This window comes from Streptomyces sp. H27-D2 (assembly GCF_035828615.1).
Lineage (GTDB): Bacteria > Actinomycetota > Actinomycetes > Streptomycetales > Streptomycetaceae > Streptomyces.
This window is the reverse complement of the sequence record NZ_JAYMZR010000020.1, coordinates 66,574-81,956: the sequence shown is the minus strand read 5'-3', so window position 1 is coordinate 81,956 and position 15,383 is coordinate 66,574. Positions and strand designations below refer to the sequence as shown.

12 protein-coding genes are annotated in these 15,383 nt (G+C 71.8%); 6 read left to right on the top strand and 6 right to left on the bottom strand.

The genetic code is table 11. The features are described from left to right. Positions 1 to 2,487, top strand: a 2,487-nt coding sequence (locus tag QMK28_RS11095) for a molecular chaperone Hsp90 (protein ID WP_326436903.1), incomplete at its 5' end; no start/stop codon positions are given. Between the two features lie 83 nt (positions 2,488 to 2,570). Here the strand turns inward: QMK28_RS11095 and QMK28_RS11090 are convergent. Further along, positions 2,571 to 5,117 carry a cation-translocating P-type ATPase gene (locus QMK28_RS11090; RefSeq protein WP_326436902.1) on the bottom strand — a complete coding sequence of 849 codons (2,547 nt, stop codon included), beginning with the start codon at positions 5,115 to 5,117 and terminating at the stop codon, positions 2,571 to 2,573. A 144-nt stretch (positions 5,118 to 5,261) separates the two neighbouring features. Further along, the gene (locus QMK28_RS11085; RefSeq protein ID WP_326436901.1) at positions 5,262 to 5,591 is read right to left on the bottom strand and encodes a DUF2530 domain-containing protein; all 330 of its coding nucleotides are present in this window, start codon (positions 5,589 to 5,591) and stop codon (positions 5,262 to 5,264) included. A 207-nt stretch (positions 5,592 to 5,798) separates the two neighbouring features. Between QMK28_RS11085 and QMK28_RS11080 the strand changes: the two genes are divergently transcribed. Beyond that, a complete protein-coding gene (locus QMK28_RS11080; protein ID WP_326436900.1) occupies positions 5,799 to 7,268 on the top strand; it encodes an NCS2 family permease in 1,470 nt (489 codons plus the stop codon). 41 nt (positions 7,269 to 7,309) lie between these two features. On the opposite strand, the gene QMK28_RS11075 is transcribed toward QMK28_RS11080, so the two are convergent. After that, positions 7,310 to 7,498, bottom strand: a complete 189-nt coding sequence (locus QMK28_RS11075) for a ribbon-helix-helix protein, CopG family (protein WP_326436912.1) — start codon at positions 7,496 to 7,498, stop codon at positions 7,310 to 7,312. Positions 7,499 to 7,700: 202 nt separating this feature from the next. Between QMK28_RS11075 and QMK28_RS11070 the strand changes: the two genes are divergently transcribed. From QMK28_RS11070 to QMK28_RS11060, 3 genes are all read left to right on the top strand, one after another. Continuing rightward, positions 7,701 to 8,138: a MarR family winged helix-turn-helix transcriptional regulator gene (locus QMK28_RS11070; protein ID WP_326436899.1), complete on the top strand. Its 438-nt coding sequence runs from the start codon at positions 7,701 to 7,703 to the stop codon at positions 8,136 to 8,138. Between the two features lie 164 nt (positions 8,139 to 8,302). Then, positions 8,303 to 9,694, top strand: coding sequence for an MFS transporter (locus tag QMK28_RS11065; protein WP_326436898.1), 1,392 nt, complete (start codon positions 8,303 to 8,305; stop codon positions 9,692 to 9,694). A 50-nt stretch (positions 9,695 to 9,744) separates the two neighbouring features. Then, positions 9,745 to 10,449, top strand: coding sequence for a 2'-5' RNA ligase family protein (locus QMK28_RS11060; RefSeq protein WP_326436897.1), 705 nt, complete (start codon positions 9,745 to 9,747; stop codon positions 10,447 to 10,449). 573 nt (positions 10,450 to 11,022) lie between these two features. Here the strand turns inward: QMK28_RS11060 and QMK28_RS11055 are convergent. After that, positions 11,023 to 12,027: an aldo/keto reductase gene (locus tag QMK28_RS11055; protein ID WP_326436896.1), complete on the bottom strand. Its 1,005-nt coding sequence runs from the start codon at positions 12,025 to 12,027 to the stop codon at positions 11,023 to 11,025. A gap of 140 nt (positions 12,028 to 12,167) precedes the next feature. Then, positions 12,168 to 12,875, bottom strand: coding sequence for a GDSL-type esterase/lipase family protein (locus QMK28_RS11050; RefSeq protein WP_326436895.1), 708 nt, complete (start codon positions 12,873 to 12,875; stop codon positions 12,168 to 12,170). Between the two features lie 149 nt (positions 12,876 to 13,024). Between QMK28_RS11050 and QMK28_RS11045 the strand changes: the two genes are divergently transcribed. Further along, positions 13,025 to 14,053 (top strand): hypothetical protein, encoded by a 1,029-nt coding sequence (locus QMK28_RS11045; RefSeq protein ID WP_443050656.1) that lies wholly within the window; start codon positions 13,025 to 13,027, stop codon positions 14,051 to 14,053. A gap of 186 nt (positions 14,054 to 14,239) precedes the next feature. Here the strand turns inward: QMK28_RS11045 and serC are convergent, their stop codons facing one another. After that, positions 14,240 to 15,358 (bottom strand): phosphoserine transaminase, encoded by a 1,119-nt coding sequence (serC, locus tag QMK28_RS11040; RefSeq protein WP_326436894.1) that lies wholly within the window; start codon positions 15,356 to 15,358, stop codon positions 14,240 to 14,242. Between the last annotated feature and the right edge of the window lie 25 nt (positions 15,359 to 15,383).

Below are 15,383 nucleotides of genomic sequence, written 5' to 3'. Positions count from 1 at the left end.
CTCCCGCTGGAGCCCACCCGCCGGCACGCGGCGCCCGGCCCGCTCACCGACTTCCTGGTCGCCCGCGCCGCCGACGCGTACATCGCGCTGCTGGCCGGCTGGCAGCCCGTCAGCCTCGGCACGCTCGACCTGGTACCTGGCCCGCTCGGCAGCGGCGAGTTGGACGCGGAGCTGCGCCGGCTGGTGCTGGAGCGGCTGCCGCGCGTGGCGTTCCTGCCCAGCGCGGCCCGGCTGGCGCTTGCTGCCGTGTCGAGCACACCGGAGGCGGCTTGGGCGGTGCCGGACGCTGCCCCGCAGGACGGTCGCGGGGCCGGGGCCTCCCGGTCCGACGTCTACCAGGACGAGCCGCGGCTCAGCTCCGAGAACGAGGCGGCCCCGATCCTCAGGCCCGTCGAGGCCGAGATCGTCGAGGGCGCGGGCGTCGAGACCGTCCGGGTGCTGGCCGAGCTGTTCCCGAGCCTGCTGTCCGCCGGGCTGGAGCGCCGGGTGGAGCTGCGGGTGCTCGGCGTGGCCCGGGTGCCGCTCGGGGAAGCCATCGACCGGCTGGCCGGGGTGGAGCGCGAGCCCGCGTGGTGGCGACGGCTGTACGACTCGCTCGCCGGCGTGGACCCGGACCGCCTCAGCGGCCTCCCGGTCCCGCTCGCTGACGGCCGCACGACCATCGGCCCCCGGCAGGTCCTGCTGCCGCTGTCGGACGCGTACGACGCCGCTGCCTACGACCCGTCCGGCCGCGACCCGTCCGGCTTCGCGGGCCCCGCCCGCGTCCCCGACCCCTACGCGTCCCCGGCCGTCGGCCCCGTCAGCCCCGCCCGCCGGCCCGAAGGCTCCACCTCGCTGCCCGCGCACCGCACCCTCGCGCGGCTCGGCCTCAAGGTCGCGCACCCCGACGCCGCGCACCCGCTGCTGGAGAGGCTCGGCGCGACCCCGGCCACCCCGCGCGCGGTGCTCACCACCCCGCAGGTGCGGGCCGCCGTGGCGAACTCGCTCGATGACGAGGGCGGCTTCGACCTCTTCGCGGGAGACCGCGACGGCGACGGGGGCGGGGGCAGCAACAGCGAGGTGCTGGCCGAGACCGTGCTCGCGCTCGTCCAGGCGGCGCGGCTCGCGCCCGGCGACGAGCCGTGGCTGGCCGCGCTCGCGCTGCCGGACGAGGACGGCGAGCTGTCCCCGGCGGGGGAGCTGGTGTTCCCCGGGAGCGCCTTCGAGCAGGTCATCAGGGAAGGCGAACTGGCCGCGTGCGACGCGGAACTCGCCGAGCGCTGGGGCGAGCAGCCGCTTACCGCGGTGGGCGTGCTGGCGACCTTCGCGCTGGTACGGGCCACGGACGTCGTCCTGGACCCGGACGAGCTGGAGCCGCGCGACGGCGACTTCGCGGAGCCGGACGACGCCGGGCTGCTGGACGCGGTCGACGTGTGGTGCGAGGACCTGCTCGACGGCCTCCCGCACACCCCCGTGCCGCCCGTCGCCACCGAGATCGTCGCCGTCCGCGACCTCGACCTGGTCGACGATGACGCCTGGCCGCAAGCTCTCGCGATGCTGTCCCGGCCGCCGCTGCGCGACGCGCTGACCACGCCGGTCCGGGTGCTGCTCCCGGACGGCAGGACCGAGTCCGTACGCCCGTACACCGCGTGGTGGCTGCGCGGCCACCCCGTGCTGGACGGCCGCAAGCCGGCCGGGCTGCGGGCGGCCGGCGGGGACTCGCTGCTCGCCGGGCTGTACGAGACCGCGGACACCTCCGACCTGCACGACGAGCAGGTGCTGCGCGCGCTGGGCGTACGGACCTCGGCCGCGGCCCTGCTGGACGAGCCCGGCGGCGCCGCCGAACTCCTCGCCCGGCTCGCCGACCACGAACTGCCGGTCGGCTCCGGCCAACTGCACGCGCTCTACAGCGCCCTGGCCGAACTCGACCCCGACCAGGTCACGCTGCCGGACGCGCTGCGGGCCGTGGTCGACGGCGAAGTGCGCGTCGTGGAAGCCGCCGAAACCCTGATCGCGGACGCCCCCGACCTGCTGCCTCTGCTGGCCGGGCTGCCGCTGCTGCCCGTACGCCCGGCGCTGGCGGCCGCCCTCGCCGAGCTGCTCCAGGTGCGGCGGGTGAGCGAGGCGTACGCGGACCGGGTGCCGGGCCGGGTGCCGGGCCGGGTGCCGGGCCACGGCGAGGGCGCGGGCGGCGGCGCGGGCGGCGGCGCTGCTGACGGTACAGGTGACGCTGCTGACGGTGAGGTCCGGGAGGTCCCGGAGGCCGTGCGCAAGCTGCTGCCCGGCGCCCCCGACTCGTACGTCGAGCACGAGGAACTGATCGTCGCCGGCGTGGAGTTGGACTGGCGCTGGACGCCCGACCGGGTGCTGCATGCGGCGACGCTGGAAGGCGTCGCGGCGGGCCTCGCCTGGGCGTCGGGCCAGTGGCAGCGCCGCTTCGAGGCGGCGGCGCTGCTGGAGGACCCCTCCCGCACGGCCGAACTGGCGCAGGCCCGCTGGTTCGACTGAGACGGTCCGCGGGCCGACCCTGGCAGCCCCCTCACCACTGGAACTCGCGGGCGGCTGCACCGCAGCACGGCAGCACCGCTCCACTAAGCAGCCGTGACCGCGTGGTCGTCCGCCGTCTCCTCCCGCGCCTCGTCGCGGAGGCGGCGGTCGGCCACCCGCCACGCGATCTCCAGCAGCGCGGACGCGACCACCGCGATCCCCACCGCCGCCCACGGCATCGTCGTCCCGACGAGCTTGAGCGCGAAGAAGTCCTGCAGCGACGGTGTGACGAGGACGATCAGGAATCCCAGCCCCATCGTCGCCACCAGCGCGATCCGCCACCGTGTGTACGGCCGGGCGACGATCGCCAGCACCCACAGGGAGATCAGGAACAGCGTCAGCGTCGCCGCGCTCGTCTCGGCGTCGAGCGCGCCCGCCCCGCTGTAGTGATGCCGCGCCATCAGGTACGCGATGAACGTGGCCGCGCCGGCGATGAGCCCCGCCGGGACCGAGTACCGCATCACCCGCCGTACGAAGTGCGGCCTCGCGCGCTCCTTGTTGGGGGCCAGCGCGAGGAAGAAGGCGGGGACGCCGATGGTGAGCGTGGAGAGCAGCGTCAGGTGCCGGGGCAGGAACGGGTACGGGACCTGCGAGCAGACCACCAGGATCGCGAGCAGCACCGAGTAGACCGTCTTGGTCAGGAACAGTGTGGCGACCCGGGTGATGTTGCCGATGACCCGGCGGCCCTCGGCGACGACCGAGGGGAGCGTCGAGAAGCTGTTGTTGAGCAGCACGATCTGGGCGACGGCCCGGGTCGCCTCCGAGCCGGAGCCCATCGACACGCCGATGTCGGCGTCCTTGAGCGCCAGCACGTCATTGACGCCGTCGCCGGTCATCGCGACGTTGTGCCCGCGTGACTGCAACGCGGCCACCATGTCGCGCTTCTGCTGCGGGGCGACGCGGCCGAAGACCGCGCCGTTCTCCAGCACCGCCGCCATCTCGGCCCGGTCGGTGGGCAGCGTCCGCGCGTCCACCGGCGCGTCGGCCCCCGGCAGCCCGAGCTTGGCGGCCACCGCCCCGACCGACACCGCGTTGTCGCCCGAGATGATCTTGGCCGCGACGTTCTGCTCGGCGAAATACCGCAGGGTGTCCCCGGCGTCGGGCCGCAGCCGCTGCTCCAGGACGACGAGCGCGGTGGCGCGGATGCCCTCGGCCACCGCCGGATCGTCCAACTCCCGCTGCTGGGCCTCGCCGTCCGGCCCGCCGACCCGGGCGAGCAGCAGCACCCGCAGGCCCTGCGCGTTGAGCCGGTCGATCTCCGCGAGCGCCGGGTCGTCGGACGGCAGCAGCACGTCCGGCGCGCCCAGCAGCCAACTGCTGCTCCCGGCGTCCGGACTGTTGAGCGCGGCGCCGCTGTATTTGCGGGCCGAGGAGAACGGCAGCGACTCCGTGCAGCGCCAGTCCGCGTTCGACGGGTAGGCGGTGATGATCGCCTGAAGGCTCGCGTTGGGGTGCGGGTCGGACTCGCCGAGCGCGCCGAGCACCTGCCGTATGTACGTCTCGTCCGCGCCGTCGAGCATCCGCAGCTCGGAGACGTCCATGCCGCCCTCGGTGAGGGTGCCGGTCTTGTCGAGGCAGACGACGTCCACCCGCGCGAGGCCCTCGATCGCGGGCAGCTCCTGTACCAGGCACTGCTTGCGGCCGAGCCGTACGACGCCGATCGCGAAGGCGACGGATGTCAGCAGCACCAGCCCCTCGGGCACCATCGGCACGATGCCGCCGACCATCCGGCGGACCGCTTCGCGCCAGTCGTGGTCCTGGACCACGAGCTGGCTGATGATCAGCCCGATCGCCGCCGGGACCATCATCCAGGTGATGTATTTCAGGATCTGGCTGATGCCGGTGCGCAGCTCGGACTGGACCAGTGTGAACCGGCTGGCCTCCTCGGCGAGCTGGACGGCATAGGCATCCCGCCCCACCTTGGTCGCGGTGAACGCGCCGCCGCCCGCGACCACGAAGCTGCCGGACATCACCAGCTCGCCGGGCTGCTTGATTACGGGGTCGGCCTCGCCGGTGAGCAGCGACTCGTCGATCTCCAGGCTGTCCGTCTCGGCGACCTGGCCGTCGACCACGCACTTGTCGCCGGGCCCGAGTTCGATGAGGTCGCCGAGCACGATCTCGGAGTTGGTGATCTGGACACTCCGCCCGTCGCGCCGCACCGTCGGCTTGGACTCGCCGATGACGGCGAGGCTGTCCAGGGTCTTCTTGGCGCGCATCTCCTGGACGATGCCGATCCCGGTGTTCGCGACGATGACGAAGCCGAACAGCGCGTCCTGGATCGGGGCGACGGCCAGCATGACCAGGAACAGCACACCGATGATCGCGTTGAACCGGGTGAAGACGTTCGCCCGCACGATCTCGGCGGTCGAGCGCGAGGAACGCACCGGCACGTCGTTGATCTCACCGCGAGCGACCCGCTCGGCCACGTCGGCGGTGCTCAGGCCGCGGGCGGTGGTCAGCTCCTGCGCGGCGCTCGGGGTGCGGGGAGCGGCGGGGGGAGCGGCGGGGGCCGTCGGCCCCTGCGGTCCGGCCGGTCCGCCGGGGCGGTCCGGCTCGGCGCCCTCGACTTCGCTCTTCGCCCGGTAGGTCATGCCTCCGACGGTACGGGCGGAATGCCCAATTCACCTGCCAACCGGGTGAGGAGGCCGGGTGGTGCTTGTCGCAGCAACCCCGGCGGGGCGGGATGCGTCCGAGGGACTGTCGCGGGGCGGGGCGCGCCCGGGGCAGCGCCCGGGTCAGCGGGTGTCGGGGGTGTCCGCCGCGCTCGCCTGCGGTGTCTTGTCCGTCCGGGGCTCTGCCCCGGCCCCGGTGTCCGGCTGGTCCCCGGCTGCACGGCGGATCGCCGTGTCGCGGGCCCGGACGTACCAGATCCCGATGAAGCCGAGGCCGCCGCCCGCGAGGCAGGTCCACAGCCACCACAGATGGCCGTGGTCGTCGAGCCATCCGTAGAAGGGGAGCTGGATGAGGAAGAGAACGAACCAGATGACGGTGCCACCGATGACGGTGCCGATGATCGGGCCCTCGATCGGCGCAGGCGCCTCGCGCAGGGAGCTGAACTTCCTCATGCGCACAGCTTACGGGCAGCCGCCGAGGGCCGGCCTGGAGGCCGGGGGCGGGCAGCGGGCGGGCAGTGGGTGGCTGCTCGGCGGCCAGTGGGCGCAAGGGTCTACGCGCGGAGATAGCGATCATTGCTTTGTTTATTCATACTGAAACTATCTGGATCTGACTGGATTCATTCGTTCAAACCTCCAAGACGCGACTGAGGTCCCCGCATGCCCCCCTCGGCCCCCGCCGTAGCCGACGCCGCCCAAGATCCGGCTCCGCAGCCCCCCAGGAATGGCGTCGACCGTTTCTTCAAGATCTCCGAGCGGGGATCGTCGGTCTCCAGCGAGGTTCGAGGCGGTCTGGCGACCTTCTTCGCGATGGCCTACATCATCGTGCTGAACCCGATCATTCTCGGCGCCGGCACGGACAAGTTCGGGCACCAGCTCGACAATGGCCAGCTCGTCACCGCCACCGCGCTGATGGCCGGTCTGTCCACCCTGCTGATGGGCGTCATCGGCAACGTCCCGATCGCGGTCGCGGCCGGCCTCGGCATCAACGCCGTCGTCTCGCTCCAGCTCGCCCCCAAGATGAGCTGGCCGGACGCGATGGGCATGGTGGTCCTCGCGGGCGTCGTGCTGATGATCCTGGTCGCCTCGGGTCTGCGGCAGCGCGTGATGGACGCCATTCCGAGCGGGCTGCGCCGTGCCATCGCGATCGGCATCGGCATGTTCATCTCGCTGATCGGCCTCGTCGACTCGGGCTTCGTCACCCGCAACCCGGACGCGGCGAAGACATCCGTCCCGCTCGGTCTCGGCATCGGCGGGCAGCTCCAGGGCTGGCCGGTGCTGATCTTCGTGCTCGGCCTGGCCCTGATGTTCGTGCTGGTCGTACGGAAGACGCGGGGCGCGATCCTGATCGGCATCGTGGTGATGGCCTTCGTCGCGATCATCCTGAACTCGCTCGCGACCATCCCGGACGCGAGCTGGGGCCTGTCCGTGCCCGAGGTGCCGGACAAGATCGTGGGCGCCCCGGACTTCGGGCTCATCGGCCACATCAGCCTCTTCGGCGGCTTCCAGGAAGTCGGCGTCCTGACCGGCTGCCTCTTCGTCTTCACCGTGCTGCTGTCCGGCTTCTTCGACGCGATGGGCACCATCATCGGCGTCGGCGAAGAGGCCGGGCTGACCGACGAGAAGGGGCAGCTGCCGGGCATGGGCAGAATCCTGATGGTGGACGGCGTCGCGGTAGCGGCCGGCGGCTTCGGCTCGGCCTCCGCGAACACCTGCTTCGTCGAGTCCACGGCCGGCGTCGGCGAGGGAGCCCGCACCGGCCTCGCGAACATCGTGACCGGCGCGCTCTTCCTGCTCGCCCTCGTCTTCACGCCGCTGGCCACGGTCGTCCCCTCACAGGCCGCGACCCCCGCGCTGGTCGTCGTCGGCCTGCTGATCATGGCGGCCAACGTCAAGGAGATCGACTGGAGCGACCTCACGATCGCGGTCCCGGCGTTCCTGACGATGATCGCCATGCCGTTCACGTACAGCATCACCAACGGCATCGGCATCGGCGTCTTCAGCTTCATCCTGCTGCGCGCGGCGACCGGCCGGGTGCGGGAGATCCCCTGGCTGCTGGACGTCGTGGGGCTGTGCTTCCTGGTCTACTTCCTGCTCAACCCGATCGAGCAGGTGCTGGGCGTCCGCTGACAGCCGGCCGCCCAGCACCCCGCGGCCACTCCCACCCGCGCCTACTTCGGGGGCGCGGCGTAGAACCGTTCCGTCTCGTCGACGGCCGTCTTGAACCGCTCGTCGAAGTCATCGCGCATGAGCGTCCGGACCACATAGTCCTGGACGCTCATTCCGCGTTTCGCGGCATGGCCGCGGACCCGGTCGAGCAGCTCACCGTCTATTCGCAGGCTGAGCACATGTGACCCCATGGCGTTTGACCCCATGGCGCTACGGTCCCTGCGGCAAGGGGGTGACGTGTCGCTTTTCGCTCGGCCATCACCCGTTCGGGTGAGATTTACGGTGGATGCGGCGGCCCGGCGGGCATTGTGCCGGGCATTGTGCGGGGAGTCACTCCGGAACACCCGACCCACGACTTTTCTTTAGCCAGGGTAATGAGTTAAGCTAACGACTATGCTTGAACTGTCCCACGGCGACGACGCCGCCGCCGTGAACGCCTTGCGCTCCGCAGTGATGCGCCTGTCGCGCCGACTCAAGCACCAGCGAGTCGACGAATCGCTCAGCCCTACCGAGATGTCGGTGCTCGGCACCCTCGCCCGGTGCGGCACCGCCACCCCCGGCGAACTGGCCCGCAAGGAGCACGTTCAGCCGCCCTCGATGACGCGCATCGTCGCGTTGCTGGAGGCCAAGGGGCTCGTACGGCTCGAAGGCCACCCCGACGACCGCCGGCAGAAGGTGGTCACCCAGACGGAACAGGCCGAGAGCATGCTCGATGAGAGCCGGCGCCGGCGGAACGTCTGGCTGGCCGAACTGGCCAAGGACCTCTCCGAGGACGAATGGGCACGCTTGCGAGCCGCCGCCCCCGTACTGGAGAAGCTGGCGCACCTGTAGATGCAGCCGCATGGATGGGCCGCATGGATGGGCCGCATGGATGCAGCGGTATGGATATAGCTGCATGGATGTAGCCGCATAGAGGTGGACAGCTGTCGCCGCGGCGACAGCCCGACACCCAACTCAATACCTGACCCCGCCAACCGCCAAGGAGGCGAACGCGCTTGAGTTCGGGACACGGAGCAGACTCCGCACCCGCACCGGACAACGCCCACGACACTGAATCCGCGAAATCCCCCGGAGGCGACCCCCGGCGCGGTGGGACCTTCAGCTCGCTCAAGGTCCGGAATTACCGGCTGTTCGCCACCGGCCAGGTGGTGTCCAACACCGGTACCTGGATGCAGCGCATCGCCCAGGACTGGCTGGTGCTCAGCCTGACCGGCTCCTCCGCCGCCGTCGGCATCACCACAGCCCTGCAGTTCCTCCCGATGCTGCTCTTCGGCCTCTACGGCGGCGTACTCGCCGACCGGTTCTCGAAGCGCAAGCTGCTCTTCTTCACCCAGGCCGCGATGGGCCTGACCGGACTGGCGCTCGCCGTGCTGACGCTCAGCGGGCAGGTGCAGGTCTGGCACGTCTATCTGATGGCCTTCGTGCTCGGCATGGTCACCGTCGTCGACAACCCGGCCCGCCAGGCGTTCGTCGTCGAGATGGTCGGCCCGGAGGACCTGCGGAACGCGGTGAGCCTCAACTCGGCCAACTTCCAGTCCGCCCGGCTGATCGGCCCCGCCGTCGCCGGTGTGCTGATCACGGCCGTCGGCAGCGGCTGGGCGTTCCTGCTCAACGGGTTCTCGTTCATCGCGCCGCTGGCCGGGCTGCTGCTGATGCGCACCAGCGAGCTGCACAAGATCGAGCCCACCCCGCGCGGCAAGGGACAGCTGCGGGAGGGCCTGCGCTACGTCGCGGGCCGGCCCGATCTGATCTGGCCCATCGTGCTGCTGGGCTTCATCGGCACGTTCGGCTTCAACTTCCCGATCTGGCTGACCGCGTTCGTCGACGACGTCTTCCACGCGGGCGCCGGTACGTACGGCCTGCTCAACACCGTGATGGCGGCCGGCTCGCTGGCCGGCGCCCTGCTCGCGGCCCGGCGCGGCACGAGCCGGATGCGTATGCTGGTGGGCTCCGCCCTGGTCTTCGGTGTGCTGGAGATCGTCGCGGCGCTGTCGCCGTCCCTGTGGATGTTCGCCGCGCTGATGGTGCCGATCGGCATGGTCGGGCTGACCGTCAACGTCACGGCGAATTCGAGCGTCCAGCTCGCCACCGATCCCGCGATGCGCGGCCGGGTGATGAGCCTGTTCATGATGGTCTTCATGGGCGGAACGCCGCTCGGCGCACCGCTCGTCGGCTGGATCACCGACACCTACGGGGCCAGGGTCGGCTTCCTGACCGGCGGCCTCGTCGCGGCGCTCGCCGCGATCGGCGTCGGCCTGGTCCTCGCCCGGGTCGGCGGCCTGCGCCTGAAGGTCGACCTGCACCGGGGCAGGGGCCACCAGCTGGTCGCGTTCGTGCCGAAGGCGGGCGCGAGCGTGCGTAAGGAGAGCCTGGTCACCGCTGGGTGACCGGGGGCGGGGCAGGGGGACGGTCTTCGGCACGGAGGAGTGGGTGAGCTGTGAGGCTGTTCGTCGCGGTGCTGCCGCCGAGGGAGCAGACGGCCGCCCTCGGCGACGCCGTCGCTGAGCTGCGACGGCTGCCGGACGCCGACCGGCTGCGCTGGACCGAGCCCGCCGGGTGGCACTTCACCCTCGCCTTTCTGGGCGAGGTGGAGGTGGATGAGCCGGTGGAGGGGCGTGCGCCGGCGGGGCGTGCGCCGGCGGATGGGCCGGACCTTGCGGGGGAGCCCGTGCCTCCCGAGTCGGCTGTTCTCCCTGAGCCACTCCCCGAACTACTCCCCGAGCTACTCCTTGAGCTACACACGCGGCTGCGGCGCGCAGCGCATCGCCATGCGCCGTTCCGGCTGCGGCTCGCCGGTGGCGGGCGGTTCGGGGAGCGGGCGCTGTGGGTCGGCGCGGAGGGCGACCGCGAGCCGCTGCGGCGGCTGGCGCAGTCCGTCAGAGCGGGCGCTCGCCGCGCCGGAGCCCCGTCGGACGAGAGCCGCCGCTTCGTCCCGCACCTGACGATCGCGCGCAACCGGGGTGGAGCGGAGCTGCGCCCCTTCGCGCAGGCGCTGGCCGGCTTCACCGGCCGGGACTGGCAGATCGTGGACATCGCCCTGGTACGAAGCCACCCGCCGACGGCGGGCGTGCCGGGCGCGCAGCCGCGCTACGAGACGCTGGCGAGGTGGCCGCTGGGCGGTCGGCCGGCGGGCGCGGGCTGATGCTGCGGCAGGGAAGCGCGGCAGGTTCTGACCGCAGCACAGTCGCCCGGCGGGCGCGGGCTGACGCTGCCGCAGGGAAGCGCGACAGGTTCTGGCCGAAGCGGTCGTCCGGCGGGCGCGGGCTGACGCTGCCGTACGGAAGCGCGACAGGTTCTGGCCGAAGCGGTCGTCCGGCGGGCGGTCGCCCGGCGGGCATGGGCTGACTCCGTACGAGCCCGTATGTGCGCGGCTGCCGTCGCGGGCGCGACAGGCGCGATGGGCTGCTGACCGAGGTCGCCGGTCGGCCGGTTAACCTCGACGGGTGGACCCGAAGACCAGAATGCGAATTGTGAGCGCCGCGCTCATCCTGCTGCTCGCCGTGGTGGCGATAGCGGCCGCTGTCGGCGGCTGACGGCGGCCGGCGGCGCGACGACCATGGGCGGGGCGCACACAGCCCCGCCCATTTCGTGCTGTCTGCTCGAAGCTCGGGCAGCCTGGTCCCAGCGGTCCGGCTCCTGCCGCACTGCCGCCGTGCTGTCGCCGTACAGCCGCCGTACAGCCGTCGTGCTGTCGCCGTACAGCCCGTCGCGCCGCCTACCAGGCGAAGGCCTCCGGTGAGGGGCCGGGGCCGGGGAAGATCTCGTCCAGCGAGGTCAGCAGCTCGTCCGACAGGCTGAGTTCGGAGGCGCGCAGCGCCGATTCGAGCTGCTCGGTCGTACGCGGGCCGACGATCGGCCCCGTCACGCCCGGCCGGGTGAGCAACCAGGCCAGCGCCACTTCGCCCGGCTCCAGCCCGTGCTTGTCGAGCAGGTCCTCGTAGGACTGGATCTGCTCGCGGACCGCGGCGCTCTTGAGCGCGTCCGCCGCGCGGCCGGAGGCGGTGCGGCCGCCGCTTTGCGAGCCCACCCGCTGCTTGCGGATCGCGCCGCCGAGCAGCCCGCCGTGCAGCGGGGACCAGGGGATGACCCCCAGGCCGTACGACTGCGCGGCCGGGATGACCTCCATCTCGGCGCGCCGCTCGGCCAGGTTGTACAGGCACTGCTCGCTGACCAGGCCGTACGTGCCCCGGCGGCGGGCCGCCTCGTTCGCCTGGGCGATGTGCCAGCCCGCGTGGTTGGACGAACCGGAGTAAAGGATCTTGCCCTGCTGGATGAGGACGTCGATGGCCTGCCAGATCTCGTCCCAGGGAGTCGAGCGGTCCACGTGGTGGAACTGGTAGAGATCGATGTAGTCCGTGTTGAGGCGCTTGAGGCTGGCGTCCACGGCGCGGCGGATGTTGAGGGCGGACAGCCGGGACCGGTTGGGCCAGTCGCCGCCGCCGTCGGGGGTCAGATCGCCGTAGACCTTGGTGGCGAGAACCGTCTTCTCGCGGCGGCCGCCGCCCTGCGCGAACCAGCTGCCGAGGATCTCCTCGGTGCGGCCCTTGTTGTCGCCCCAGCCGTAGACATTGGCGGTATCGAAGAAATTGAGCCCGGCGGCGTGCGCCGAGTCCATGATCGCGTGGCTGTCGGCCTCGTCGGTGACAGGGCCGAAGTTCATGGTGCCGAGGACGAGTCGGCTGACCTTGAGTCCGGTGCGTCCGAGCTGCGTGTACTTCATGACAGGTAGCCAACGCCTTGGAGTGCGCTCGAATCAAGGGCATGGCGCGTTTCGGGAGCACGGCGCGTTTCGGGAGCACGGCGTGTTACGGGAGGACCCGGGTGTTGCCGGGGGACCGCGTGTTGCGGGGGGACCGCGCGTTACGGACGAACGGGTGAGCAACTGTCCGGGAGTCGGTAGGGCGCCCCGATGTCCCATGCCTGGTACAGCGCGTCGGCGAAGGCCGCCGCGATGCGGTGTTCGCCGGTCGGGCTGGGGTGCGTGCCGTCGTAGGTGTCGCGGTCGAGGTTCCAGCCGTCCGGGACGGAGGCGAGGAGCAGCGGCGACGCGCCGCCGTCGAGGCCGGCGACGGCCTTCGCCTGCCGGACGGTGAATTCCGCGCACTCCTCCGCGAACGCCGCGTCCCCCGCCGCCCGCACATTGGGGATCACCGGCAGCATCGCGATGGCGATCCCCGGATCGGCGGCCCGTGCCTCCTGGACGAAGCGCCGCACGTTCTGCGTCGTCTGCTCGGCGTTGGTGTAGAAGCCGAGGTCGATCAGGCCGAGCGAGACGAGCAGCAGCTCGGGCCGGTGGGCGGTGACCGTCTCGCGGATGAGCGGCGCCATCTGGAGCCAGCCCTCGCCCCAGCCCGCGAGGTGCCGCCGGGCGGGGGTGGGGAACGCGGGGTCGCCGTAGTCGAGCGAGGCGGCCTCGCCGACGGACGGGTCGTACAGCTCGGCTCGCGGGCCGACGATCCGGTACGGGCCGCCGAAGGTGGCGTTGAAGTGCTGCCACATGCGGTAGCGCCAGGTGAAGTCGCCGGCTCGGCCGATGGTCATGGAGTCGCCGACGAACATGATGCGCATCGGCCCATCATCCCGGAAGGCCGCCCCGGCCTGCGACGTGACGCTGAACACCCCGCCGGGATGGCAGGCTTGGCCGCATGCGATCGCTCCTGCGCGTCCTCGGCGGCCCGGCTCGTGCCGTGGCTACGGTCCCCGCTCTCGCTCCGGCGATGCTGATGGCGGTGGCGGGCACGGCGGCGATGCTGACGGCCGCTTCCGCTCCCGCCGCAGCCCTGGCCCCCGCTTCCGCTCCCGCCCTCGTAGCGGCCGAGGGCGATTCCCCCGACGGCTTCACGATCAAGGACTCGCGGATCACCGAATCCAGCGGCCTGGCCGCGAGCCGGGCGCACCCCGGCGTCTACTGGACGCACAACGACAGCGACGACGGCCCGTACATCTACGCGGTGGACGGGAAGACCGGCCGTACGGTCGCCACCGTCACCCTGCGCGGCATCGGTGCGCCGCGCGACGTCGAGGCGATCTCGGTCGGCCCGGACGGCGATGTGTACGTCGGCGACATCGGGGACAACCTCGGCGGCACCTGGCCGCATGTGTGGATCTACCGCTTCCCGGAGCCGAAGCGGCTCGCGGACAGCACCGTCACCGCGACCCAGTACGTCGTCCGGTACGAGGGCGGGGCGCGGGACGCCGAGTCGCTGATGGTGCACCCGAAGACCGGCCGGGTCTACATCGTCAGCAAGAAGCGGGACGGCGGCGGGGCGCTCTACGAAGGCCCCGCGCAGCTCTCCAAGTCCGGGACCAACACCTTCCGCCGCGCCGCCGGCATCGACGTCTGGGCGACCGACGCGGCCTTCTCGCCCGACGGCTCGCGGCTCGCGGTGCGCAGCTACTTCGGCGGCCGGATGTACGCGTGGAAGGACGGCAGGCCGAAGGAACGGGACAGCCTGAGCGTGCCGATCCAGCGCCAGGGCGAGTCGGTGAGCTTCACGTCCGACGGCAAGGCGCTGATGTTCGGCTCGGAGGGCGCGCGGAGCTCCGTCGAGCCTGTCGAGGTCGAGGCCGGGGACCAGGGCGGCGCAGGCGGGAGCAAGGGCGGCGACGGCTCTCCGTCGGACAGTGGCTCCGCCGGAGCCGACGGCGGCAAGAACCGCACCCTCACCCTCGGCGCGATCACCTTCGTGGTGGCGACGGCGCTCGTCATGGGCCTGCGGAGGCTGCTGCGGCGGGGGCGGTCGTGAGCTGCCGCCGGGCTCTGTAGCTGTGTCGTACAACAGGCCCGCGCGACACACCTCGTACGACCAGGGAGCCCGGCACCTGAGTGCCGGGCTCCCTGGGTATTGACGGGGGGTGCTGACGGGCTGCGCGCGGTCAATCCGCGCGGTCAACCCGTGCGATCAACCCGCGCGATCACCCCGCCCGTTAGCTCAGAGCTGCTCGATCACGTAGTCGACGCAGGCGGTCAGCGCCTCGACGTCCGCCGGGTCGACGGCCGGGAACATCGCCACCCGGAGCTGGTTGCGGCCCAGCTTGCGGTACGGCTCGGTGTCCACGATGCCGTTGGCGCGCAGCGCCTTGGCGATCAGGGCGGCGTCGATGCTCTCGTCGAAGTCGATCGTGCCGACGACCTGCGAGCGCTTCGACGGGTCGGTGACGAACGGCGTCGCGTGCGCGGACTTCTCCGCCCACCCGTACAGCCGGCTCGACGAGTCGGCGGTGCGCTTGACGGCCCAGTCCAGGCCGCCCTGCCCGTTGATCCAGTCCAGCTGGTCCGCGAGCAGGAAGAGCGTCGCGAGCGCCGGGGTGTTGTACGTCTGGTTCTTGAGGGAGTTGTCGATCGCGGTCGGCAGCGAGAAGAACTCCGGGATGTGCCGGTCGGACGCGCCGATCCGCGCCGCACGCTCCAGCGCGGCGGGGGAGAAGGCGGCCAGCCAGAGGCCGCCGTCCGCCGCGAAGGACTTCTGGGGCGCGAAGTAGTAGACGTCCGTCTCGGTCACGTCGACGGGCAGGCCGCCCGCGCCCGAGGTGGCGTCCACCAGCACGAGCGAACCCGCGTCGGCGCCCGCGACGCGCTTGATGGGCGCGGCGACACCGGTCGAGGTCTCGTTCTGCGTGAAGGCGTAGACGTCCACGCCCGCTTCGGCCTGCGGGTCCGGGTGCGTACCGGGCTCGGAGGTGATCACGGTGGGCGCGTCGAGCCACGGAGCGAGCTTCGCGGCCTTCGCGAACTTCGACGAGAACTCGCCGAAGGTCAGGTGCTGCGACTTGCGCTCGATCAGGCCGTGCGTCGCGATGTCCCAGAAGGCGGTGGAGCCGCCGTTGCCGAGCACGACCTCATAGCCCTCGGGGAGCGAGAAGAGTTCGCGTACGCCGTTGCGCACCCGGCCGACCAGGTCCTTGACCGGGGCCTGCCTGTGCGACGTACCGAGGAGGGAACTACCGGTGGCGGCGAGGGCGCTGAGCGCCTCCGTACGCACCTTGGAGGGGCCCGAGCCGAATCGACCGTCGGCGGGCTTGATGTCAGCGGGAATCCGGATCTCAGCCACGATCCGAAGCCTAATCCGTCCGGAC